This is a genomic window from Streptomyces brasiliensis (assembly GCF_014647875.1).
GTDB classification, from domain to species: domain Bacteria; phylum Actinomycetota; class Actinomycetes; order Streptomycetales; family Streptomycetaceae; genus Streptomyces; species Streptomyces brasiliensis.
Window position 1 is genome coordinate 1 of sequence record NZ_BMQA01000037.1, and the last position, 23071, is coordinate 23071.

The 23071-nt window shown below is 71.3% G+C and carries 17 protein-coding genes and 3 pseudogenes; 9 read left to right on the plus strand and 11 right to left on the minus strand.

Features of this window, described 5'->3' with window-relative positions; all coding sequences use genetic code 11:
• Positions 1-356: 356 nt before the first annotated feature.
• Positions 357-1112 carry an LPXTG cell wall anchor domain-containing protein gene (locus IEZ19_RS35105; protein WP_189315433.1) on the plus strand — a complete coding sequence of 252 codons (756 nt, stop codon included), beginning with the start codon at positions 357-359 and terminating at the stop codon, positions 1110-1112.
• A gap of 495 nt (positions 1113-1607) precedes the next feature.
• Here IEZ19_RS35105 and IEZ19_RS52745 read toward each other — a convergent pair whose 3' ends face one another.
• The 3 genes and pseudogenes from IEZ19_RS52745 to IEZ19_RS35120 all read right to left on the minus strand — a co-directional run bounded on the left by IEZ19_RS52745 (position 1608) and on the right by IEZ19_RS35120 (position 6690).
• Positions 1608-3011 carry a DUF11 domain-containing protein gene (locus IEZ19_RS52745; protein WP_189315434.1) on the minus strand — a complete coding sequence of 468 codons (1404 nt, stop codon included), beginning with the start codon at positions 3009-3011 and terminating at the stop codon, positions 1608-1610.
• A gap of 360 nt (positions 3012-3371) precedes the next feature.
• Positions 3372-3695 (minus strand): annotated as a pseudogene (locus IEZ19_RS35115) (transposase); the annotation flags it as partial.
• A gap of 268 nt (positions 3696-3963) precedes the next feature.
• Complete coding sequence (locus tag IEZ19_RS35120) at positions 3964-6690, minus strand: helix-turn-helix transcriptional regulator (RefSeq protein ID WP_189315435.1); 2727 nt, start codon at positions 6688-6690, stop codon at positions 3964-3966.
• A gap of 88 nt (positions 6691-6778) precedes the next feature.
• Here IEZ19_RS35120 and IEZ19_RS35125 point away from each other — a divergent pair, with 88 nt between their 5' ends.
• Both IEZ19_RS35125 and IEZ19_RS35130 read left to right on the plus strand, forming a co-directional pair.
• Positions 6779-7468 (plus strand): alpha/beta fold hydrolase, encoded by a 690-nt coding sequence (locus IEZ19_RS35125; RefSeq protein WP_189315436.1) that lies wholly within the window; start codon positions 6779-6781, stop codon positions 7466-7468.
• Positions 7461-8069, plus strand: a complete 609-nt coding sequence (locus IEZ19_RS35130) for a sigma-70 family RNA polymerase sigma factor (protein ID WP_189315437.1) — start codon at positions 7461-7463, stop codon at positions 8067-8069. The genes IEZ19_RS35125 and IEZ19_RS35130 overlap by 8 nt, the downstream gene beginning before the upstream one ends.
• Before the next feature lie 194 nt (positions 8070-8263).
• Here the strand turns inward: IEZ19_RS35130 and IEZ19_RS35135 are convergent.
• Positions 8264-8572, minus strand: a pseudogene (locus IEZ19_RS35135) (nitrile hydratase subunit beta); the annotation flags it as partial.
• Positions 8573-8920: 348 nt separating this feature from the next.
• Between IEZ19_RS35135 and IEZ19_RS35140 the strand changes: the two are divergent.
• Positions 8921-8998, plus strand: a pseudogene (locus IEZ19_RS35140) (3-oxoacyl-ACP reductase); the annotation flags it as partial.
• Between the two features lie 129 nt (positions 8999-9127).
• Complete coding sequence (locus IEZ19_RS35145) at positions 9128-9502, plus strand: YybH family protein (protein ID WP_189315438.1); 375 nt, start codon at positions 9128-9130, stop codon at positions 9500-9502.
• A 220-nt stretch (positions 9503-9722) separates the two neighbouring features.
• Here the strand turns inward: IEZ19_RS35145 and IEZ19_RS35150 are convergent, their stop codons facing one another.
• A complete protein-coding gene (locus tag IEZ19_RS35150) occupies positions 9723-10079 on the minus strand; it encodes a SpoIIAA family protein (RefSeq protein WP_189315439.1) in 357 nt (118 codons plus the stop codon).
• Positions 10080-10329: 250 nt separating this feature from the next.
• On the opposite strand from IEZ19_RS35150, the gene IEZ19_RS35155 reads away from it, so the two are divergent.
• Positions 10330-12180 carry an alkyl/aryl-sulfatase gene (locus IEZ19_RS35155; RefSeq protein WP_229841196.1) on the plus strand — a complete coding sequence of 617 codons (1851 nt, stop codon included), beginning with the start codon at positions 10330-10332 and terminating at the stop codon, positions 12178-12180.
• Positions 12181-12205: 25 nt separating this feature from the next.
• Here IEZ19_RS35155 and IEZ19_RS35160 read toward each other — a convergent pair whose 3' ends face one another.
• On the minus strand, positions 12206-13543 hold the full coding sequence (locus IEZ19_RS35160) for an aminotransferase-like domain-containing protein (RefSeq protein ID WP_189315494.1): 1338 nt from the start codon (positions 13541-13543) through the stop codon (positions 12206-12208).
• Between the two features lie 91 nt (positions 13544-13634).
• On the opposite strand from IEZ19_RS35160, the gene IEZ19_RS35165 reads away from it, so the two are divergent.
• A complete protein-coding gene (locus IEZ19_RS35165; protein WP_189315440.1) occupies positions 13635-14258 on the plus strand; it encodes a LysE family translocator in 624 nt (207 codons plus the stop codon).
• A 16-nt stretch (positions 14259-14274) separates the two neighbouring features.
• Here IEZ19_RS35165 and IEZ19_RS35170 read toward each other — a convergent pair whose 3' ends face one another.
• Positions 14275-14994, minus strand: a complete 720-nt coding sequence (locus IEZ19_RS35170; RefSeq protein ID WP_189315441.1) for a TIGR03943 family putative permease subunit — start codon at positions 14992-14994, stop codon at positions 14275-14277.
• Positions 14991-16016, minus strand: coding sequence for a permease (locus IEZ19_RS35175; RefSeq protein WP_189315442.1), 1026 nt, complete (start codon positions 16014-16016; stop codon positions 14991-14993). The genes IEZ19_RS35170 and IEZ19_RS35175 overlap by 4 nt, the downstream gene beginning before the upstream one ends.
• Before the next feature lie 162 nt (positions 16017-16178).
• On the opposite strand from IEZ19_RS35175, the gene IEZ19_RS35180 reads away from it, so the two are divergent.
• Entirely contained in the window at positions 16179-18065 is a 1887-nt protein-coding gene (locus IEZ19_RS35180) for an NAD-binding protein (RefSeq protein ID WP_189315495.1), read from the plus strand.
• Between the two features lie 27 nt (positions 18066-18092).
• Here the strand turns inward: IEZ19_RS35180 and IEZ19_RS35185 are convergent, their stop codons facing one another.
• Positions 18093-19880 carry a S9 family peptidase gene (locus IEZ19_RS35185; protein ID WP_229841202.1) on the minus strand — a complete coding sequence of 596 codons (1788 nt, stop codon included), beginning with the start codon at positions 19878-19880 and terminating at the stop codon, positions 18093-18095.
• 171 nt (positions 19881-20051) lie between these two features.
• Here IEZ19_RS35185 and IEZ19_RS35190 point away from each other — a divergent pair, with 171 nt between their 5' ends.
• The gene (locus tag IEZ19_RS35190) at positions 20052-20855 is read left to right on the plus strand and encodes an SURF1 family protein (RefSeq protein ID WP_189315444.1); all 804 of its coding nucleotides are present in this window, start codon (positions 20052-20054) and stop codon (positions 20853-20855) included.
• 27 nt (positions 20856-20882) lie between these two features.
• Here IEZ19_RS35190 and IEZ19_RS35195 read toward each other — a convergent pair whose 3' ends face one another.
• Both IEZ19_RS35195 and IEZ19_RS35200 read right to left on the minus strand, forming a co-directional pair.
• Positions 20883-21935 (minus strand): hypothetical protein, encoded by a 1053-nt coding sequence (locus IEZ19_RS35195; protein ID WP_189315445.1) that lies wholly within the window; start codon positions 21933-21935, stop codon positions 20883-20885.
• A 113-nt stretch (positions 21936-22048) separates the two neighbouring features.
• Positions 22049-22723, minus strand: a complete 675-nt coding sequence (locus IEZ19_RS35200) for a SigE family RNA polymerase sigma factor (RefSeq protein ID WP_189315446.1) — start codon at positions 22721-22723, stop codon at positions 22049-22051.
• Positions 22724-23071: the final 348 nt, after the last annotated feature.

A 23071-nucleotide genomic window follows, 5' to 3' on the forward strand; every position in this document is an offset into this window, starting at 1 on the left:
CCCCGGCGAGAAACCTGTTCGACTTGCATGTTCCATGATCGGTTGAGATACGGCTTCTCACTCCAGCGCAAGCGTGAGGCCCCCGGGGCCGGCACACCCCGAACCTCTGGCCCGTCCGGTAATGAGTGGTCGCGCGCGAAGGCGGCGGTCGAACACTTCCACAGGAAGCCCAGGATGGCCGCCGCCACGGCGACTGACGGGTGCTCACAGAAACTTCAAATTCCCGTACAACCACCCCCACTGGTGAGGGATCTGATCATGTGAGTCAAACAGACTCCATGATCATTTGGCCCCGCGCCGAAGGCGAACCGCGAGGAACGACCGGCGCCTGGCCCCTTTCTCCACCTGAGGAACGCATGCGTATACGAGTCCCCGTGGCCACCGTCTCCGGCGCCCTGGCCCTCTCCGCCCTCGCCATGCCCGCCGCGCACGCCACCGCTCCCGGTGACAACGGAACGGTGAAGATCCACGACGCCAAGACAGGCGAAGAGCTGCGCCGCAACGAACCGCACGTCTGCACGTTCTACCTCGACGCCTTCGGCTTCGACGCTGTCCAGCAGGTCGACTGGCACATCGAGGCCTGGGCCCCGACCGCCGCCACCAAGGGTGAGACCGTGAAGTCCGGGGCCATCGTCCTAGATACCAAGGGCCACGGCCGTACGGCGGACCTGTCCCTGCCCGACGGGCACTACAAGCTGTTCTGGAACTTCGACGGAGAGAAGGGGGCCGCCAAGCACAAGGTGTTTTGGACGGACTGCAAGGGCTCCGAGAACGGTGGTGGCGGTACGACGCCGTCTACCTCGGTGTCCCCCTCCTCGCCGGAGTCGTCCTCGCCTTCGGGCCCGGCAGATTCGACCGCGCCGAGCGACTCCTCCTCGTCGGCGTCGTCCGCGCCCTCGGGCCCGGCCGATACGACGGCGGCGCCGAGCGCCTCCTCTGGCGAGGGCGGGGCGGCCCCGTCGGCTACCGCCTCCCCGTCCGCGCAGGGCGGCGGCGATCTGGCCGAGACTGGTAGCAGCGCCCCGGTGGGCCTGCTCTCGGGCGTCGCGGCAGCGCTGGTGGCCGCGGGCGGTTACCTGGTGCTGCGACGTCGTAGGGCCTCCCGAGCCTGACTTCCGCCGTGCATGAGGGTGCCCCCGCGCTCGTCCGGGTGACGAGTATGGGGGGCACCGTCGTGTGCAGGGAGGCATCAACCGGCCCTGCACAGGCCGACGGCCACGCCGTTCATCTCTGCGCACTTTGTCGATCGCCTGACGGAGCGCCGGGACGCACGACGACAAAGGGGACCTTCCCGTCGGTGCCGCGAACGCGTTGGATGATCGTGCCGAGCACGTCGGCGAGCTCGGGGCTGACCAGCAGGAGACGTTCCTCGTCGGTCTTCGACGGTGTGATCTGCAGCAGCGGGGTGTGCTGCCGCGGTACGCCATGAAGAGCACCGGGGACTCCCCGACCAAACGTCACTTGGCCGGGGAGTCCCAGTCGGCCGGGTTCGGAAGGCCGCGCTCGGCGGCCACCACGGCTCCGAGCGGTGGGGTCAAGCCCGCGATGGGAGAGGGACGTTCCTGGCGCCGACCGGCGTTCTCGACAGTCGCCGGGGTGGAGGTTGGCTAGCTGCGGTCGTGCCCGGCGCGGTGACAGTGTTTGTTGCGTTTGACGGTGGTGGAGTTGGTGGCGGTGTGGGTGGTGGTGTCGCCGCCTCCGGTGACGGTGGCCTTGTTCTTGATCTTGTGGTGTGTGTCGCAGCCGCAGGAGACGTTGACCTTGAGGGTGATGGGCGGGTAGCTGCTGCCTGGTGTCAGGACGTCGCTGCGGGTGCAGGTGAGGGTGGTCCGGTGGCAGTTCCATCCGGTGCCGGTGATGCTGCGGGCGGTGAGTCCGCGCGGGAGCTTGTCGTGCACGGTGACCGTGCTGCCGTCGGTGACGCCCGGCCCGCTGTTGCCGACCCTGATGGTGTAGGTCCCCTGCTTGCCCTGGACGAACTTCCCGGTGTGGGTCTTGGTGATGGTCAAGGAGGGGGTGACCACCGTGTAGGAGATGATCACCTGACCGTTGTTGTTCGCCGTCCCGATCGCCGAGGCCGTGTAGCTCGTCCCGGTGCCCGTCGCGGTGGCGAAGCTGCTGCCTCCGCCGCCACCGCCACCACCCGCACGGCCGAGACCGCTGGTTCCGGGGGTGGCGGCGCCGCCACCCCCGCCGGCGAAGTATCCTCCGCCTCCGCCTCCGCCGGCCCCGGCGGCCACGCAGTTGCCGCCGGTGTTGTTGCCGCCGGTGCCGCCGGTGCCGACCGTGGTGCCGGTGAAGCTGCTTCCCGGGTTACCTGCGGCGGGCGTACAGCCTCCGGTGGGGGTGGCCGGCGTACCGCCGGCGCCGCCGGCCATGGTGGTGGTGCTGCCGCCTTGCCCGCCGGATCCCGGCGAACCACCGCTATCGGATGCTCCGGCGGTGCCGGCGGTGGCATCCGGTGTGCCGCCGTTGCCCCCGTTGCCCCCCGCGACTGTGCCGGAGAACGGGGCGCCGCCGTCGGCACCGCCGCCGCCGGCGACGACGAGGAGGCTGCTGCCGGTGCTGACGCTGGACGCCCCGCCTCCTCCGGAACCTCTCCGGAACTGGCCCGTGGGGTTGCTCGAGGTGCCGCCCGGGGCGCCGCCGTTGTATCCGCCGGCGCCGCTCGCGTTGCAGCCGGCGCTGCCGGTGCCGCCGACGTTGACGGTGTAGGTCGTCGGGGCGGTGGTCACCGGCAGCGTGGTGACGACGCGTGCCCCCGTCCCCCCGGACCCGGTGAAGCCGCAGACGGTGCCGGTGTTGTCGGCGCCGCCGGCGCCGTCCGCGGTGATGGTGACGACCGCGTTCGCGGGGACGGCGAAGGTCTGCGGGGCCCCGGTGAAGCTGAAGGTGGACGATGGGTCGGTTCCTCGTACCGTCGCTGGGGTGGTGGCCGGCCGGGCGACGGCCGGTGCGGCGGTCGCGGGCGTCAGCGCGGTGCCGGCCAGTGCCGCGCACAGTCCCGCCACGGCTCCTGCCCGCCGCCACTGCTCACGAGTACGGATGCCGGCGCGGGCTCGGCTTCGCTCTGCCTCCACTCCGGTGAGGGGGTGTTGTGGAGCGTGATGACTGGTCACTGATGTCTCCCGACGTGCTGGCTTGGGGTGAGGCGGCCTTCCGCCAGTGGGGCAGGTGGTCACCTCACCATCAATCACTTAGTGTGATTACTCATGCACGAAAAGTGATGTAAGAGGAGTTCGGGCCCGGCGACGTGTCATCGGGGTCTGGCGTTCGAGCTGCGCTCGGGCTCCACCGAACGGTTGACGCCAGGTCGGGGCAGCCCCGGTGGCCCCGAAAACCAGTGCCCCGGCCGCCGCCCCTCCCTACGCGCTGCCGCGTCTGTACGGCGGCAGGATCGCCGAGGAGAACCGCTTGCGCTCGCCGGTCGCCTCGTCGATGCGCTTGTCGTTCACCCGCGGGGCCGTCACCTCGACCACCCCGGCCGCGGTCGTAACATCCCTCGGCTGGTGATAGCCGTTGCGGACCACCAGGCGGCGCCCGCGCTCGTCGCGCTCATCGGCCAACTCGGCTATACAGGCGTTGACTTCAGCTTCCAGGGCGGAGGCCAGCATCCGCCTCCTACCCTCGCGGACGATGTCGTCGATCACGGAGCCGGTCTCAGTCGTTCCATCGGCATTCACTACGCTCAGCACGTCGCTGGCTGTGCTGCTCAACGGCCTTGTGGTGGTAGCCCTGTCGTGGGTCAGATGAGCTGTCACCCCTGACAGTCCAGGGGGCCAAACGGAGGGCCAAACGTCGCAGCGCGCCCCGGATGACCGTGGACAGCCACGTACGGGACCAGGGGCGTCGGACCAAGTCATTCGCCGCCCTCAGCAGGTCAACAACCCCCCGAAATCGCGTTCGGGACGAAAAGGTCGCCGCGTCGGCGACCTGACTGCCCGCACAGGCAGCCGCGACTGGTCAAGTTGCCGTGTTCAAACGGTTTGCGAGCTCGGTTCTCGACCGTATGGAGAGTTTGCGGTATATCCGGGTCAGATTGGCTTCCACGGTCTTGACGGACATGAAGAGTTCGGCGGCGGTCTCCTGATTTGATCGCCCTGATGCGACGAGCTCGGCGACCCGGCGTTCCGTCGCCGTGAGTGTGTCCGTCGTGGGGTACAGGCCCACCCGGCCGGCCTCGTCCCGGGCTCGCTGCGCCCAACGCGGTATGCCGAGTTCCTCGAAGGCGTCCACCGCCGCCTTGAGCGTCTGGTTCGCCTTGCCCTTGTATCCGGCGCGGCGGTAGACCTGTCCCAGGGCCAGCTGGGACCGGGCCGCCTCGAACGGGCACTCGGATCCCGGTTGGTCGACGATCCTGAGAAGCTCGCTCAAGGCGTCGTCCACGTCCCCACGCGCGGCCGTCAGCAGCGCCTGGCAGCGGTCCGCGGCGACCGCCGCTTCCGGTCTGCCGGCCGATCCTTGGCGTCGCAGAATGGAGATGGCCGCTTCGACGTCTTCCGTCGCGCCGACCTGCAGCGCGGCGTCGGCGTAGTCGACGCCCCACAACTGCGCCTCCAGGTCGACCATCCCGGTGCTCGCGAAGATCTCCGCGAGCTCGCGCAGCGTTTCGAGTGCCGCCTGCCAGTTCCGGGCGGAAGTCTCGACAAATCCGAGCTGCGCCAGGAAACCACCTCGCCAGTACGTCGATCCTTGGATCTGCGGCCGGTCGGCCGCACGCCGGGCCCACTCACGTGTCACGTCCAGATCGCCCGCATATGCGGTGACGATGATCTGGACCATGTCCGACTGGGACTTGTAAGCCCAGTCGCGGTCGGCCGGCGCCCACGCGCCCGACCGGGCCGCCTCATCGAGGGCGGCCCGGGCCTCGCGCACCTTCGACTTGCGCATGAGCACGAGGATCAGGCTGCTGTACAGCTTCGGCAGCTCACCGTACCGGCCGGCGTCGACGGCCCACTCGATGGCGTCCCGTACATGCTTCTCGGCTGTCGGGTCGTCCCAGGGGGCGTTGAAACTGCGCGTGAAAGCCAGATACGGCACGGGCAGTTGCGCGGTGCGGGCCAGCTGCTCGATGTCGCGTGACGACTGCTGAGCCAGGTCCACGCCCGCACCCCAATGCCGCTCGACCGAGACCCGCTCGATCAGCGCGGTGAGCTGAAGGTCCGGACGCTGCACCGCCGCCGCCTCGGTGACCGCCGTCCGGGCCAGTTCCAGGGCACGCGTACCGTCGCCCTGGATGCGGCAGATCGACGCAAAGGTGCCCATAGCTTCGGCGCGGGCTTCGCTGCCGGTGGGCGCAAGCTGAAGCACCTGCTCGGCGAGGGACCGAGCGGTCGGTAGGTCCTGGGCCAGGCGGATCCGCCGTACCAGCACCTGGGCCTGTTGCTCCGGGGCCGTGGCAAGCCCCGACCCTTTGCACAGGGCCGCCCGCGCCGCCACCGCGTCGCCGGCCTCGCTGTAGGTGTCCACCGCGCGCAGCCAGCGACCCAGGCCGGCGTCCTCATCGGACGGGGTGGCCAGAGCGGCTCCCTCCAGCAACTCGCCGGCCAGCTGTGGAGCTCCACGGCCCCTCGAGAGTTCGGCAGCCCGTTCCAGATCGGCCGCGACCACCTCGTTGGGGGCCGCGATCGACCTCGAACGATGGCGGGCACGCTCCACCGGATCCTCAAGCGTCTCCGCGAGCACGCGGTGCGCCCGGCGGCGCTCGGCCGACGTGGCGGCGTCGTACACGGCCGACGCCAGCAACGGGTGGGAAAAGCCGATCACCGACCCCGCACCAACCGTCGCCACGTCCGCATCGGCCGCCGCTTCCAGGGCGGGCCACAGCCGGGCCTGCTCGACAATCCGTTGCACCTGTGCCACCGTCAACCGCCCAGCCGCGGACGCCAGCAGGAGCACCTCGCGCGCGTCCTCCGTCAGCCGCGCCAACCGCTCACGGAGAAGTTCGGCCAGGCTCGGTGGGACCTGAACACGGCCGTGGTCGGACGCCCGCGCGATCTCCAGGGCCAAGAACGGATTCCCGCCGCTCGCCCGGGCCACCCCGGCGCTCACGGGCGGAGTCCATTCCGGGCCCAGGCGCGTGCGGAGCAGTTGTCCTAGCGCCTCGTCCGACAAGGGCCGCAGCACGAACTCATGCCGCGGCTCGGCCAGACACCGGATCAAATCCGTACCGGTGACCGGATCCGGCCTCGTCGCGACCAGGACGCTCAATCGGTGAGGTTCGGCGAAGACGCCGCGCAGCGCGAAGCCGAGGCTGCCGACGCTCGCCTGGTCCAGCCACTGCAGGTCGTCGATGAGAAGCGCGACCAGCTCGGATTCGCACAACTGCGTCAGCAGACCCCGGACCGCCATGGGCACGGCCAAGGCGTCGACCTCGCCCTCCGTGGGTTCGGCACGCTGCAGGGCAACGGCGAGCGCGCGCCGCTGCGGACCCGGAAGACCCTTGTCCGCTCCCTCCGGGAACCTGCCGACCAGTTCGGCGAGCCCCGCGAAGGGCAGTCCTTGCTCGAACTGCGTCGGAGCAACGGAAAGCACCCTTCGCCCCTGGCGCCGCGCCAGCTGAGCGGCGGCCTTCAGCAGGCTGCTCTTGCCGACGCCAGGATCGCCGACGGTGACCACACTGCCACCGCGGTCCATGAGGTCACGCACGACTCCCAGAGCGTCCTCACGCTCGAACAACCATTCGTCCACCCGGGCATCTTGCCCTATCCCCAGCCCTCGTGCCGTCGAGGGTTATCCCTGATGCCTCCCCGGCCATCCCGGACCGAGGCTACGTGGCATGACACAGATCAAGAACGTGGTGCTGGTCCACGGGGAGTTCGAGGACGGATCCGCGTGGCACCGGGTGTACGAGTTGCTCACTTCCGACGGATACCGGGTCACCGTGGTCCAGCACCCGGCTTTATCGCTCGCGGGTGACGTCCTGGCCACCCTGCGCGTCCTGCGCGCGCAGGACGGCCCGTGCGTACTCGTCGGTCACTCCTACGGCGGAGTAGTGATCACGGAGGCCGGCACCGACGACAACGTCGCCGCCCTGGTGTATGTCGCCGCGCTCGCCCCCGACTCCGGCGAATCGGTGCACGACCTCGCGCCCGGAGCCCATCCGCTACCGGTGCCCAGGGATGACTTCATGCGTATGGACCGCGCCCTGTTCCACGAGTCGTTCGCGGCGGATCTCCCACCGGCCGAGGCGCGCTTCATGGCCGACTCACAGGTCCCCTGGCGGGTCGACGCCCTCGACGGCCGGGTCTCCCGTCCCGCCTGGCGCACCAAGCCGAGTTGGTACCTGGTGGCCACCGACGACCGCGTGATCCCGCCGTCGATGCAGCGGGCCATGGCGAGACGGGCCGGTTCCACGGTGCTCGAAATCGCCGCGAGTCACTCCGTCCACATGTCCCAGCCGCGCGCCACGGCCGACCTCATCCGCCAGGCCGCCATGAGAGCAAAGGAGAGCCCAGAACGTGACTGACCACGATCTGGACGCGTTCGTCAGTGCGCGCCCACGCTTGTTCAGGATCGCCCACCGGATCGTCGGCAACGTGCACGAGGCCGAGGACATCCTGCAGGAGGTCTGGCTTCGCTGGCACCGCGCGGACCGCACCACGGTGATCAGCCCCGAGGCCTTCCTGGCGACCGCGACCAGCCGACTCGCGATCAACCACATCCAGTCCGCCCGTCACCGGCGCGAGACCCCCACCGTTCCCTGGCGGCACGAGGACCCGGTGGACCACGCCGCCGATCCGCAGACAGAGACCGAGCGAGTTGAAGCGATCGAACTCACCGTCCATCTGCTGCTCGAACGGCTGCCGCCGTCGCAACGGGCCGCGTTCGTGCTGCGGGAGGGTTTCGAGTACCCGTACCGGCAGATCGCGGAGATCCTGCAGATCAGTACGGTCAACGCGCGGCAGCTCGTGGCGCGCGCCCGCGTACGGATCTCCGCCGCCCGCTCCTATCCGTTCGACTCGGCGGCCCGCGGCCGTCTTCTGCGGGCGTTCGCGCCGGCCGCACGCGGCGGCGATCTGACACGCCTCGAGACTGTTCTCGCCGCCGGCCTCAAGCGAGCCGCCTGACGGGGAATCAGCTGTGCGAGGCCCGCACGGTTGTCGTGTTGGTCCAGAGGGACAGCGCAGGAGCAAACGAGCGTCCCGTCCGGGCGCTTCGTGCCATCGACGAGGGGCCTGGCAGCCGCGCGCAGCGAGCCCTCGGCGGTCGGCGTGTAGTCGGGCCGGGCGGGCTCCGGGATCGGCGGCTCCTCGACGTGTTCACCGCGCAGGTTGCGGGCGCGGGCGTCGATCGTCCCCGGCGCCAGGATGGCGCTGTCGGTGAGCATCAGCTCCCCGGCGTTGAGCCAGCGCCCGTAGTAGCCGTCGTCCAGGTAGGCGGCTCGGTCCAGGCGCTCCAGCGCGTGCCGGAAGGCGTCCGTGTTGATGCCACCGCACGCAACGCGGCTGGAGAGGATCGCAAGCGCGAATGCCTTGCGCTGCCAGGGCTCCTCGAAAACAGGTTCATCGCGTCTCGGCGGATGAACGGGACCCCATCCCAGGGTTCCCCCCATATCGGCAAGACCATCCATCACATAATCTCCCACACGTCTGCAACAGCGGGCATATCCACATGAATTGTAGGCGGGTGGTGTTCTCGGAATCGTGGCATCGGCCGCAGCAACTCGTAATGTGTAGGCCCTGGGTTCGAATCACGAAGCTGGCTCCGCTGGCCCATCTGGCATGAGCCCCATGGGCCGACCCTCCTGCCAAGATGCGGTCACGGCCGCGCGGGGATAGCGGGCCAAACAGGGGGCCAAGCAAGGCAGCCGCACCAAGACGCTCCCGGGCAATGGTGGACTGTTCTGAAGACGAATGAGCCGGTCAGGTGACCTCAAACCAAGGTCACAGTGGGTCTGATCCCGTTCGGGACAAAGAGGGTCGTCTTCCCGGAGAACGCCCCCTTCGTCACCGGCGAGATCCTCCACGTCGACGGCGGCATGAGCGCCGGTCACTGAGCAGTGCCGGCACGGGGCAGGACGGCCGGCAGCGATGCACCCATCACCGCTCGTACGCCGCTGCATGGCGCGTCGAGCCGCCGGCCGCCCTCCCTTCACCAGGAAATACACCCCAGGAGGAGAGGCACCATGAGCACCACCACCGACAGTGAACTGATCCTCCGGAACGTTCTCGACCAGTGGAAGGCCGCCGTCGACCGCCATGAACCGCGGCAGGCCGCGGCTCAGTTCACCGAGGACGCGATCTTCCAGGGGCTGCACCCCTACAGCGTGGGCAGGGCCGGCATCGCCGCGTACTACGACTCCCAGCCGGTCGGACTGACAGCGGCGTACCGCATCCTGGAGACCAGGGTCCCGGCCGACAACCTCGTGCTCGGGTACCTGGCCGTCGACTTCTCGTTCACCGACCGCCCCACCGTCAGCGTCAACCTCGGTGTGCTGGTGCAACGGACCGAGGAAGGATGGTTCATCAGCCACTACCAGGTCTCACGCCTCGACCAGTAATGCCCCGACTTCCGTTGCATGCACTGGAGTCGACGGGAACGCTGACCGTCCGTGGGCTGCCCTGAACCGGCAGCCCGGGTGGTGCGAGCTCATCCGTGCCTGGCGGGCCAGGTCCGCCACGGTCGGCGGCCGGCCGAGGCGTTCCCTCACCCGGGGCCGGAGCGCCGCCGGCGGGTGCTCCTCCCGGGGGCGGGGGGAGGCCGTCAGCTTCCGTGTGCCGTCATGGGCTCACCCAGGTCAGCGCCTCGTCCCGCCGCTCCGACGGAAACACCCGCACCTCGCCCGGCGTCATCCACCCGAACATGGCCGTCAGGTGGGTCATCCACTCGATGTCCGTCACCAGGGCGATGCGTTTCCATGCCCGGAGGTGTTCGACGCCGATCCTGAGGTCCTGCCAGAGCGCGCCCGGTGTCATTCCGGTGAAGTCGTGGACGACCAGGAGGAAGCGCACGTCGCCCGCCTCCGCCGCCGCGGTGATCGCGGGCAGGAGGACGTCGCGGTAGTCCTCGGCGTGCAGGGTGCCGGACGCCTCGAAGCCGACGACGCCCGCCGGCATGTCCTCGAGTTCTGTGATCACAGCCGCTCCTGTCCCGGTGTCCCCCCGGCCCACGCTAGGAACGACACCGCCCCGGCGCGCGCACGATTGGTGCTTTCGGGGGACACATGGGCGTGTCGTGGGGGCGGAGTGCGCGGGCGGGCTCTAACCCCGGCACCCTCCCACGGTGGAAGGAGCCGCTGCCCCGGCCGCTCCGCCGTGGCCGTACCGCACGGCGGGTCTCCCGGGGGCCGCTCGCTCGTCCCTCTGCCGGACCCGTTTGGAGGCCAGCGTGAACCGTGCAGCCGACACAGCCGACATCACGCCAGACTTCGCCGACCGTACCGACTTCGAGAACGCGGACCGGGGGTTCGTGGCGCCACCCGAGTCGGCGCTGGTCACCGGGGCCGACGGTCACGTGGTGTGGAACTTCGACGACACCGCCTTCCTCGACGGCGACTGCCCCGGGACCGTGCACCCCAGCCTGTGGCGGCAGGCCCAGCTGTGCGCCCGGGCCGGGTTGTACGAGGTGACGGAGGGCGTCTTCCAGATCCGCGGGTACGACCTGTCCAACATGTCGCTGATCGAGGGCGACCGGGGCATCGTGGTCGTCGACCCGCTCGTGTCGCCCGACTGCGCGGCGGCCGGACTCGCCCTGTACCGGGCCGAGCGCGGGGACCGCCCGGTGACCGCCGTGATCTACACCCACTCCCACATCGACCACTTCGGCGGCGTCCACGGCGTCCTGTCCGCCCGAGACCCCGACGGCTCCCCCGGCGGCAGCGACGTACCGATCGTCGCGCCCCAAGGCTTCATGGCGCACTCCGTCACCGAGAACATCTACGCCGGTACCGCGATGCTGCGCCGCGGTGACTACTACAGCGGCCGCGGCCTCGACCCCGGCCCCACCGGACTGGTCGGCACCGGGCTGGGCTTCACCGCCTCGAACGGCACCCCCGGCCTGCTCTCCCCCACCGTCGAGATCCGGCACACCGGCCAGGAGGCGGTCCTCGACGGTGTGCTGTTCCGGTTCCAGATGACGCCGGGCACCGAGGCCCCGGCGGAGATGAACTTCATGCTTCCCGAGCGGCACGCCCTGTGCGTGGCCGAGAACGCCGGGCACAACCTGCACAACATCCTGACCCTGCGCGGCGCCCTGGTCCGCGACGGGCGCGTCTGGTCGCGCCAACTCACCGAGGCGATCGAACTCTTCGCGCACGACGCGGACGTCCTCTTCGCCTCCCACCACTGGCCCACCTGGGGCCGGGACCGCATCCGGTCGTATCTGTCCGAACAGCGCGATCTGTACGGCTACTTGCACGACCAGACGCTGCGCCTGGCGAACCAGGGCCACACCGGCATCGAGATCGCCGAGATGCTCGAACTGCCGCCCGCGCTCTCCCGTGCCTGGCACGCCCGCGGCTACTACGGCTCGGTCAGCCACAACGTCAAGGCCGTCTACCAGCGGTACATGGGCTGGTACGACGGCAACCCGGCCTCCCTGTGGGAGCACCCGCCCGTCGAGACGGCGAAACGATACGTCGACTGCATCGGCGGCATCGACGCCGTACTGGAGAAGGGGCGCGCCTACCTGGACGAGGGCGATCTGCGCTTCGCCGCGCAGCTGCTCAAGCACGCCGTGTTCGCCGAACCCGACAACACGGACGCCAAGGAGCTGCTGGCCGACACGTTCGAGCGGCTCGGGTACGGCGCGGAGTGTGCCACCTGGCGCAACTGCTATCTGACGGGCGCGCGGGAGCTGCGCACCGGCATCCGGTCGACCCCCCTGCCGACGGCCGGGATGGCGGGCGCCCTGACCGTGGGGCAGGTCTTCGACGCGCTCGCCATCCGCGTCGACGGGCCCCGGGCATGGAACGAATCCCTGTCCCTGCACTGGCACTTCACGGACCTCGGCGAGATGTACCGCATGACCCTGCACAACGGCGTGCTGGTCCACTCCCGCACCACCCAGCCACCCGACAGCACGGACTTCGCCCTTCGCCTCACCAAGCCGCAGCTGCTTCGGCTGCTGAGCGGCAGGGGTCTTGACGGGGTGCGGTACTCCGGGGACCCGGTCGTGCTGAAGACGCTGATGGCGCTTCTCGACGAGCCCGACCCGGGCTTCGCCGTCGTCACGCCCTGAGCGTCGGTCGGTGACCAGGCGGACGTCAGTCGGTGACCAGGTCGTCCGGTGCGGTGTGGGCCAGGTCGGCGAGTGTGGTCAGGGCCTGGGCGAGGACGTCCGGCCGCGGGGTGGCCAGGCCCAGGCGTACGGCGTTCGGGGCGTGGTGGGCGTCCGTGGTGAAGGCGGCGGCGGGGACGACGGCGATGCCGTGCCGCGCGGCGGCGGCGACGAAGGTGTCCGCCCGCCAGGGGCGCGGGAGTTGCCACCAGCAGTGGAAGGAGCGCGGGTCGCCCCGCACGGTGAAGTCGGCCAGGCGGCGGGCGGCGAGTTCCTGGCGCCGTACCGCCTCCCGTTGCTTGGCCACCACCAGGGCCCTGAGGGTTCCGTCGCGCTGCCAGCGGTCGGCGGCCTCCAGGGCGAACCGCATGGGGGCCCAGCCGCCCGACCGCAGCGCGGTGGCGATGTCGGTGGTGAGGGCGGCGGGGGCCACGGCGAAGCCCAGGGTCAGGCCGGGGGCGACGCGCTTGGAGAGGCTGTCGATCAGGACGGTGTGCTCGGGCGCGAGGGCGGCGAGCGGCGGGAGTTCGTCACGCAGGAAGGCCCAGATGGCGTCCTCGATCGCGGGGATGCCGAGCCCGTACAGGGTCTCGGCCAGTTGCTCCATACGCGGCGCGGGCATCGAGAGGGAGAGCGGGTTGTGCAGACGGGGCTGGACGTAGATCGCGTGCAGCGGGGCCGTGGCGTGGGCCTCCGCCAGTGCCTCGGGGACGAGGCCCGCGTCGTCCATGGCGAGCGGGACGAGGGTGATGCCGAGGCGGGTGGCCACGGCCTTGACCACCGGGTAGGTCAGCTCCTCGACGCCGAGCCGGCCGCCGCGCGGGACCAGGGCGGTGAGGACGGCGGAGATGGCCTGTCTGCCGTTGCCGGCGAAGAGGATGCGTGCGGGGTCGGGGCGCCAGCCGCCTCGGGTGAGGAGGCCGGCAGCGGATTGCTGAAAGGCGGGGGTGCCCGTCGCGCCGACCGGGTGCAGAGCGGGGGCGAGGGCGTCGGGGCGCAGGAGCGCGGCCAGTGACTCGGCGAGGAGCGCGCTCTGCTCGGGTACGACCGGGTAGTTGAGCTCCAGGTCGATCCGGCCGGCGGCGGGTTCGGTGAGCGCGGGGGCGCCGGCCGGGGCGGTCGCGCGGACGAAGGTCCCGCGGCCCACCTCGCCGACCGTCAGGCCGCGGCGGGCGAGTTCCTGGTAGACGCGTGTGGCCGTGGAGTTGGCGATGCCGTGCCGGCGCGCGAACGCGCGCTGCGGGGGCAGCCGGTCGCCGGGGCGGAGGGCGCCCTCGGCGATTTCGGCGGCCACGGCGTCGGCGACGCTCTGGTAGTCCTTCACGACGTTCATCCCAGCACAGGATTACACCGAGTGCAATATAACTATTGCGCACTATTGCACCGAGTTATTGCACTGCCTAGGCTGGCGTTCCATGACGGACGTGAGCGGCATTCTCGGTGTGACGGTGGTGGCCCTCGGCATGGTGCTCACCCCCGGTCCGAACATGATCTACCTGGTCTCCCGCAGCATCACCCAGGGCAGACGCGCCGGGATCATCTCCCTCGGCGGGGTGGCACTCGGCTTCCTGGTGTACCTGCTCGCCGCGAACCTCGGCCTCTCCGTCGTCTTCCTCGCCGTACCCGAGCTGTACGTCGCGGTGAAGCTGGCCGGCGCCGCCTACCTCGGATATCTCGCCTGGAATGCCCTGAGGCCCGGCGGCCTCTCCGTCTTCGCCCCACAGGACGTACCGCACGACTCACCGCGCAGGCTGTTCACGATGGGCCTGATGACGAACCTGCTCAACCCCAAGATCGCCATCATGTACCTGTCGCTCATCCCCCAGTTCATCGACCTGGACCGGGGCCACGTCCTGCTCCAGGGGATCGTCCTCGGCTCGGTCCAGATCGTCGTCAGCATCGCGGTCAACCTCGCCATCGTCCTGGCCGCCGGCACGATCGCCGCGTTCCTCGCCCGCCGCCCCTCCTGGCTGAAAGTGCAGCGCTGTCTGATGGGCACGGTGCTCGGCGGTCTCGCCGTACGGCTGGCCGTCGACTAGGCCCGCGGCCCCGGGGTCAGTTGTTCCAGGTCTCGTCGTACGGATCGCGCGGCGCCGGCACAGGCTTGGCCGACGTGACCTCGAGGAACGGGATCGGCGCGCCGTTGACGGGATCTCGGGTCCGCTTCGCCGTGTACGCGCCCGTCACCTCCAGCCACGCGTCCGGCTGGAGGACCGGCGGTATCTTCCCGGTGAGCCCGATCTTCACCGGCTGGGCGTCCGCCGCACAGCAGTTGAGGGCCATGCGCACGAGGTAGGGGGTACCCGTGCGGTCCAGCGCGACGAAACCGGTGACGCGCACGCTACGGCCACCGAGGGAACGCCCGTGCCCGTACGCCGCCCGGCCCGCGTAGTCGACCAGGGTCAGCGGCACGGGATCGCCCGTCGGCAACTCCGTGTAGCCGTAGGGCTGTTGCAGCGCCGTACCCGTACGGACCGCGCTGTACGACCCGAGTGCGGGCGGCGCGACCAGGATCAGGGCGAGGAGGGGGAGGACCAGGAGCCAGGCGATGCACGGCTCGCGGTGGCCGTGGTCCTCGGTGCGCCGGCCGCGGCGTCCGCCCCGCCACTCGTACCAGGCCGTCGCCGACGCCGCCACGATCAGGACCGCGCCGGCCGCCAGCAGCAACGGGCGCAGGCCCGCCTTGACATAGCGCAGATACAGGTCGGTCAGGCCCGCGTGCAGCAGGGCCGCGCCGACCAGGAACAGGACCGCCGCCTGTGCCTGCCGGTTCACAGCAGCACCGCCCCGGTCAGGACCGCGCCGACGACGGCCAGGGCGAACGTGGCCGGGGCGAAGCGCAGGGCGAAGCCGCGGCCGAAGGTGCCGGCCTGCATCGCGAACAGCTTGAGGTCGATCATCGGGCCGACCACCAGGAACGCCAGCCGGGCCGTCAGCGAGAACTGGGTCAGCGAGGCCGCCACGAAGGCGTCCGCCTCCGAGCAGATCGACAGCAGGACGGCGAGAACGGCCAGGGCCAGGACCGAGAACACCGGGTTGTCGGCCGCCGTGCGCAGCCAGCTCGCCGGGGCCACCGCCTTCAGCGTCGCGGCGGCCACCGCGCCGAGCACCAGGAAGCCGCCCGCGTGCATCACGTCGTGCCGCACCGCCCCCCAGAACGCCTCCCCCTTGCTCTGCCCCTCGTGCGCGTGGTGCGCCGGTGGGCGCAGCCAGTCCGTACGGCCCAGGCGCTGCCACAGCCAGCCCATCCCGCACGCCACCAGCAGGCTCGCGGCGAACCGGGCCAGGACCATCTCCGGGGCGCGCGGGAACGCCACGGCCGTCGCCGTCAGGACGATCGGGTTGATCGCCGGGGCGGACAGCAGGAACGCCAGCGCCGCCGCCGGCGTGACGCCCCTTCGGACCAGCGCCCCGGCCACCGGCACGGACGCGCATTCGCAGCCGGGGAGGACCGCGCCGGCCATCCCGGCGACCGGCACCGCGAGCGCGGGGCGGCTCGGCAGGGCGCGGGCGAAGAACGACGGCGGTACGAACACGGCGATCACCGCCGACAGCAGCACGCCGAGGACGAGGAACGGCAGGGCCTGGACGACCACCGCGACGAACACCGTCATCCAGCTCTGCATCACCGGGGTGGACAGCGCCCCGCGGATCGGCCCCTGCAGCATCAGCACCACGAGCAGCAACAAGGTCAGGGCGAGCGGGGAGTCGAGGCGCCGGGTCTGCTTCTCGGCCGGGGCCGCGGGGACGTCGTCCCGCGCGGCTTCCCCGGGCGGGGCTTCTTCGGTGATGGCCACGGGTGGGATACCTCCGGCTTGCGTGTGGTCCCTCCCCCTTCGGTACGGCGATCCCGGCGCCGGTGTTCAGCCGGTTGTGGAACCACCTGTCCCGTTGGGGCAGTCTTTTCCCTCGTGGCGAGCGTTCCGAGTCAAGGCGGGTACGGCGGTGCGCCGGCGTACATGGTGGTGTGCGGGGACGACGGTCTCGCGCACCGGCTGGCGGCCGAACTGCGCGGCGTGTACGGCGAGCAGGTCACCCTCGTCGTACCGCCGACCGCGCGCACGGCACGGCCGCCGGTCGTCGGGCGGGCCCGGGCCGCGTCGGCGGCGCTGCTCGACCGGGTGAACGCCGCCGTCGGCCGCGCCACGGGCAACGGAAACGGCAGTCCGGCCGGCACCGGTGGTGAACCCCCGCGTGGCGAGCGGCTGTTGGAGGCCGGTGAGCCGACCGAGGCCGTGCTCGCCGAAGCGGGCGTGGAGCGGGCCGCCGCGCTGGCGCTCGTGTACGACGACGACGAGACCAACATCCGCGCCGCCCTCACCGCCCGCCGGCTCAACCCCCGGCTGCGGCTCGTCCTGCGGCTCTACAACCGGCGGCTCGGCCAGCACATCGAGGAACTCCTCGACCAGGCCGCGACGTTGGCGACGGGGAACGGGGCGAACGACGGCCCCGGCGGCGACGCCTCGACGACCGTGTTGTCCGACGCCGACACCGCCGCGCCCGCGCTGGCCGCGACCGCGCTCGCCGGGACCACGAAGGTCGTCCAGACGGACGGCCTGTTGCTGCGCGCGGTCGAACGGCAGCCGCCCGCGCCGGGGCAGGTCGCCGACCACGGGCTGTGCACCCTGGCACTGCTGTCGGCGACCAGCAGTGATCCGGCCGGGGCAGACGGGGCGGAGGGCAGCGGCGAACACGGGCCTCGGCTGCTGCCCGACGAGTCGGAGGTGGATTCGGCGACCGGGCGCGGGACGGTCGTCCTGGAGCAGGTGTCGTACGCCGCCGGGCCGCCGCTGCCCGCCGGGCGCGGCGGGGTCGTACCGCCGTTCGCCTCCCTGTTCTCGCGGCGGCTACGGTGGTCGCTGGCCGGGATCGTGGGGTGTGTGGTCGCGCTGGCGGTGGCGCTGTCGCTGGTGACGGAGATCCATCCCCTGAAGGCCTTCTATCTGACGCTGCTGGATCTGTTCGCCATCGACGAGCCTGCACTCGGGGCGTCGCTGGGGCGGCAGATCCTGCAACTGCTGTCCGGGCTGGTCGGGTTGCTGTTGTTGCCGGTGCTCCTTGCGGCGGTGCTCGAGGCGCTCGGTACCTTTCGGACGGCGTCCGCGCTGCGGAAGCCGCCGCGGGGGCTCGGCGGGCATGTGGTGCTGCTCGGGCTGGGGAAGATCGGGACGCGGGTGCTGACGCGGCTGCGGGAGCTGCACATTCCGGTGGTGTGCGTCGAGGCGGATCCGGAGGCACGGGGGCTGGCCACGGCGCGGCGGCTGCGGGTGCCGGTGGTGCTCGGGGACGTCACTCAGGAGGGGGTCCTGGAGGCGGCCAAGATCCATCGGGCGCATGCGCTGCTCGCGGTGACCAGTGCGGACACGACGAACCTCGAGGCCGTGTTGTACGCGAGGTCCGTACGGCCCGACCTGCGGGTCGTGCTGCGGTTGTACGACGACGACTTCGCGACCGCCGTGTACCGCACCCTCCGGGCCGCGCATCCGCGTGCGCTGACCCGGAGCCGGAGTGTGACGCATCTGGCCGCGCCCTCCTTCGCCGGGGCGATGCTGGGGCGGCAGATCCTGGGGGCGATTCCGGTGGAGCGGCGGGTTCTGCTGTTCGCCGCGGTGGATGTGGGCGGGCATCCACAACTGGAGGGGCGGACGGTGGACGGGGCGTTCCGGGCCGGGGCGTGGCGGGTGCTGGCGCTGGAGGGGAAGCCGTCGGTGTCACCTGGGTACGAATTGCGGGCGGGCGACCGTGTCGTACTGGCCGCAACCCGAAGAGGCCTGGCGGAGTTGCTCGGCCGCCCCGGGGCTCCGCCCCAGACCCCGGCTTTCCCACCCGCCCACCCGTCTCGGTAGGGGGTGGGCAGGCCGAGAGGCTGCCGCCTAACCCCCCAAGTGCCGTTCCGCGAAGTCCAGTTCCAGGCTCACCTGCTTGATTCGTTCCTCCACCACCAGGGAGCCGTGGCCCGCGTCGTAGCGGTAGACCTCGTGGGCTGCTCCCCTTGATTCCAGGCGCTTGACGTAGTTGTCGATCTGGCGGATCGGGCAGCGGGGGTCGTTGACGCCCGCCGAGATGTAGACCGGGGACTTCACGTCGTCCACGTACGTCAGCGGGGACGAGGCCTCGAAGCGGTCCGGGACTTCCTCGGGGGTGCCGCCCAGGAGCGTGCGGTCCATCGCCTTCAGGGCCTCCATCTCGTCGTGGTACGCCGTGACGTAGTCCGCGACCGGGACCACCGCGATGCCGAGCGTCCACGCGTCCGGCATGGTGCCGAGGCCGAGGAGGGTGAGGTAGCCGCCCCAGGACGCGCCGGTCAGGATCAGTCGGTCCGGGTCGGCCAGGCCCGACGTGATCGCCCAGTCCCGGACCGCCGCGACGTCCTCCAGCTCGATCAGGCCCACCCTGTGCTTGAGCGCGTCCGTCCAGGCTCTGCCGTAGCCCGTCGAGCCCCGGTAGTTGATGCGGATCACCGCGTACCCGTGGTCGACCCAGGCCGCCGGGCCCGCCGCGAAGGAGTCGCTGTCGTGCCAGGTCGGACCGCCGTGCAGGTCGAAGACCGTGGGCAGGGGGCCCGTCGCCCCGGCCGGCTTCTGGATCAGGGCGTGGATGCGGCCGCCGGGACCCTCCACCCACGCGTCCTCCACCGGCATCGAGTGCGGGCAGGCCATCCCCGGCGGGTCCAGGACCACCTTGCCCGTCGTCGAGCGCACGGCCGGCGGCTCGGCGGCCGAGGACCAGAGGAACTCCACGCTGCCGTCCGGGCGGGCCGTCGCGCCGGACACCGAACCCCGTGGGGTGGAGATCGGCGTCAGCTCGGCCGTCGACAATTCGTAGCGGAACAGCTCGCTGCGGGCCTCGAAGCCGTGGGCGATCAGCAGGGCGGAGCCGTCCGGGTACCACTCGGCGCTCACGTCACCGGGCAGGTCCAGGGCCAGGTCGGTGTCCTCGCCCGTCGCCACGTCCCAGACCATGGGTTCCCAGCGGCCCCGGCGCTGGTGGCCGATGAGCAGCCGGGTGTCGCCGCCGACCGGGGCGAAGCCCAGCACCTCCAGGCCCAGCTCCCGCGTGCCGCCCTTCGTGTCGTCCAGGTCGGCCACCGTCGTGCCGTCCGGGCGCAGGACGCGCAGCGCGGAGTGCATGGCGTCGCCGTGCTCCGTGTGCTCGATCGCGATCAGGGAGCCGTCGTGCGAGAGGTCGCCGACGCCCGCCGACTCACGGTGGCGGTAGAGCTCGAACGGGCTCCGGCCCTCGCGCGCCACATGGATCGTCGTACCGTCCTCGTCCGTCGAGCGGCCCACGATCGCCGTACGACCGTCCCGCGAGAGGGCGAGGCCGGCGGGGTAGGAGGGTTCGAGGCCCGGTGTCGCCGGTTCGTCCGCGCCGCCCTCGAAGGGCTGGCGGCGCCAGACGCCGAACTCGTCGCCGTCCTTGTCGTCGAACCACCAGATCCACGCGCCGTCCGGGGAGAGCAGGCCGTCCGTCGTGCCGTTCGGCCGGGCCGTCGCCTGGCGTTGCTCTCCCGTGGCGCGGTCCCAGGCGTACAGCTCGTACGTCCCCGTCGCGTTCGACACGAACAGGGAGCGGTCCGGCGCGTCCTCCGCCCAGTCCGGCAGCGACACCCGCGGCGCGCGGAAGCGCTTCTCCCAGTCCGGCATCTTGCTCTCACTCATGGCCCCAGTCATGGCCCCATACTGCCTGGCCCGGCCCACAATCCGCTGCCGAGCACCCCCAGCCTGTGGATAACTTTGCGTTCCCGCACGTCATCGGTCCGCGCCCGCACCCCGTCAGGCGGTACCACCCCGCGCCCGAGCCCCGTGCGGCGGCCCCGTACCGTTGGTGGCGTGTACCGGTTTCTGCTGACTCCCCGCTGGTGGGGCATCAACGTCTTCGTGCTGCTCGCCATCCCGATCTGCATCTTCTTGGGGTCGTGGCAGCTGAGCCGGTTCGAGGGCCGGGTGCAGGACCACCGCACCGCGACCGAGCAGGTCGAGGCCGGCAGCAAGGAGGCGGCCCGGCCGCTGGCCGAGCTGCTGCCCGTCGACAAGGCCACCTCGGGCAGGCGGGCCACCGCGACCGGCCGGTACGGCGAGCAGCTGCTCGTCCCCGACCGGGACCTGGACGGCAAACGCGGCTTCTATGTGCTGACGCTTCTGCGCACCGGCTCCGGCAAGGCCCTGCCCGTCGTGCGCGGCTGGCTGCCCGGGTCCGCGGACGCCGCGAAGGCCCCGGCCGCGCCCACCGGTGAGGTCACCGTCACCGGGGCGCTGCAGGCGTCCGAGACGCCGGGCGACAACGGCGTCAACGCTCAGGGCGGGCTGCCGCGCGGGCAGACGGCGGCGATCAGCGCGGCATCGCTGGTGAACCTCGTGCCGTACCGGCTGTACGACGCGTGGATCACGCTGGACAAGGGCGACTCGGGGATGACGGCCGTGCCCGCGGCCGCGCCGGACAACACCGGGCTGGATCTGAAGGCGTTCCAGAACCTCGGCTACACAGGTGAGTGGTTCGTCTTCGCGGGCTTCGTGGTCTTCATGTGGTTCCGGCTGCTGCGCCGCGAGCTGGAGTTCCTCCGGGACGCGGAACTGGGCCTGACTCCGGACGAGGCGGGCGAGAGCCGGAGTGTGGCCGACCCGTCCGGGGTCTGAGGTGAGCGACCCGCACCAGGTCCGGGGCTACGACGCCGCCAGCGGGCCCGTCCAGTAGACCGTTCCGGCGCAGGCGCCCGCCACCGTCGTCGCGGCCGTCGGTGAGCCGGCCTCCGGGGTGTGGGAGACCTCAATGCTGCCGTCGGCCGGGCCCTCCTCGGTGACGAGCTGAGTGGTGACGCCGGACGAGGTGCTGCCGGCCGCGCTGGTGCCGCCGCCGGCCGCGCTCGCGTCCCCCGAGGGGCTCGGGCCGGGCGAGGGGCCGCCGGTCGCGGAGCCGTCGGTGCTGCCACCGGGTGTGGGGCAGGCCGCCGAGGGCACGAAGGCGAACTTCTCTTCGTAGGCCGAGCCGGGCAGCAGGACCAGGCCGGTGACCTCCAGGGACGGGTCGGGCAGGCCCGTCGCCGCGTCCCCGGCCACATGCCGGGCCGTACCGATCTTCGTGGGGTCCGCGGCGCCCTGCGCGAGGACGCCGACGCTGCCCGCGCCGCCGACCGTACAGCTGGTGGTGGAGATGTTGGTGACCCGGAAGCTGCCGTAGACGATGCCCGCGGAGTCGGGTGCGGCGGCGGTCGCGGTGGGCGAGCCGAGCTGCTCCGCCGTGCACACCGGGGTGCCGCCGGTCGTGCTGGCCGAGGGGCCCGTGCCGCCGGTCGCGCCGGTGCCCGTGCCGCCGGTCTTGCCCTTGCCGCTGTCCTTCTTGCCGTCCTGGCCGTGCTCGGAGGCCTGGCCACCGGTGCCGCCCGCGGTGCTCGCGCCGCCGGTCGGGTTCTTGCCCTGCCCGGCGCCGCCCTGGGCCTGTGAGGCGTCGCCCGCGATGGAGGTGTTGGGGTTGGAGCCGCCAGAGCTGGAGACGTGCACGAGGGCCGGGATGGCGGTGCCGAGGAACAGGGCCGCGGCCGCCATGCCGACCGTGGCCTGCCGCTTGCGCGCCCGCCGTACGGGGACCGCGCGCCGCAGGTGGTCGAGCGTGCCGTCGCCCGGCTCGATGTCCTGGACCGCCGAGTGGAGCATCCGGCGCAGGGCCAACTCGTCCGAGTCGAGCCCCTCGGGGCCCTTTTCGTCGGGGCCGTGGTTCACAGTTCCGTTCCCAGCGTGCGATGAGTGGTGCTCTTGCTCGTGCTTGCGTGTCGGCTCGTGCCAAGCGTAGGGCTCATGGCGTTCATGTGAATCGCCTTCCCTGCCACCGTCGTTCATGCCGGCGTCTCCATGGCTACGCGCAGGGCCGCGATACCGCGGGAGCCGTACGCCTTCACCGAACCCAGGGAGATCCCGAGCGTCTCGGCGACCTGCGCCTCCGTCATGTCCGCGAAGTAGCGCAGCACCAGGACCTCGCGCTGGCGGCGCTGCAGGCCCTTCATCGCCTTGATGAGGTCACGGCGCTCCAGCTGGTCGTACGCGCCCTCCTCCGCGCTCGCCATGTCCGGCATCGGCTTGGAGAGCAGCTTCAGGCCGAGGATGCGGCGGCGCAGGGCCGAGCGGGACAGGTTGACGACCGTCTGGCGCAGATAGGCGAGAGTCTTCTCCGGGTCCCGGACTCGTTTGCGGGCCGAGTGGACGCGGATGAAGGCCTCCTGGACGACGTCCTCGCAGGAGGCGGTGTCGTCGAGGAGGAGAGCGGCGAGGCCGAGCAGCGAGCGGTAGTGCGCCCGGTAGGTCTCGGTGAGGTGGTCTACGGTCGTGCCGGCCGCCTCGGTCTCCTCGACGCCGTCGCGCTGGCTGGGGATGCGGGCGGGCCGCGCTGCGGGCATGGGCGCGATCACCGGCATGCCGCCGGACGCGCCGGGCATGCGGGGTCGGAGGGGCACGGGGCGGGGCCGTAGGGCCGTGCCACGCGTCGCCACAGTGAAGTCGAGTACCTCTGCCACGTCAGTTGGACACGCTTCCCCCCGTCCGGGTTGTACGTGCCGCGCGTCACTTTTGCGTCCGGTGACGCACCCGACAACGTTTCCGCGTCGGGCGGCACGGCCGACGGTGCCTCACAAGCCGTCATGCGTCCCGCTCTTCCCTCATGTCCCATACGAACAGGCGCCCCCACGCCCTGATCACGGCGCCCCTACGCCTCGATCCTCGCGTCCCACGCCCTGGAAGGGCGTCCGCAAAGACGCTCCCAGCCCTCCGCGCGGTTGCGGAGGGCTGGGAGGAAAATCCTCGGACGCCGAGGCGGTCCGTTTCAAGTGGTCCGGACCATGGACCTGGCCACATTTCTTACTCGC

Coding starts and splice junctions, on each gene's coding strand:
- IEZ19_RS35165 (WP_189315440.1), top strand. CDS start 13,635: ATGACGGACGTGAGCGGCATTCTCGGTGTGACGGTGGTGGCCCTCGGC.
- IEZ19_RS35145 (WP_189315438.1), top strand. CDS start 9,128: ATGAGCACCACCACCGACAGTGAACTGATCCTCCGGAACGTTCTCGAC.
- IEZ19_RS35185 (WP_229841202.1), bottom strand. CDS start 19,880: ATGAGTGAGAGCAAGATGCCGGACTGGGAGAAGCGCTTCCGCGCGCCG.
- IEZ19_RS35125 (WP_189315436.1), top strand. CDS start 6,779: ATGACACAGATCAAGAACGTGGTGCTGGTCCACGGGGAGTTCGAGGAC.
- IEZ19_RS35180 (WP_189315495.1), top strand. CDS start 16,179: ATGGTGGTGTGCGGGGACGACGGTCTCGCGCACCGGCTGGCGGCCGAA.
- IEZ19_RS35105 (WP_189315433.1), top strand. CDS start 357: ATGCGTATACGAGTCCCCGTGGCCACCGTCTCCGGCGCCCTGGCCCTC.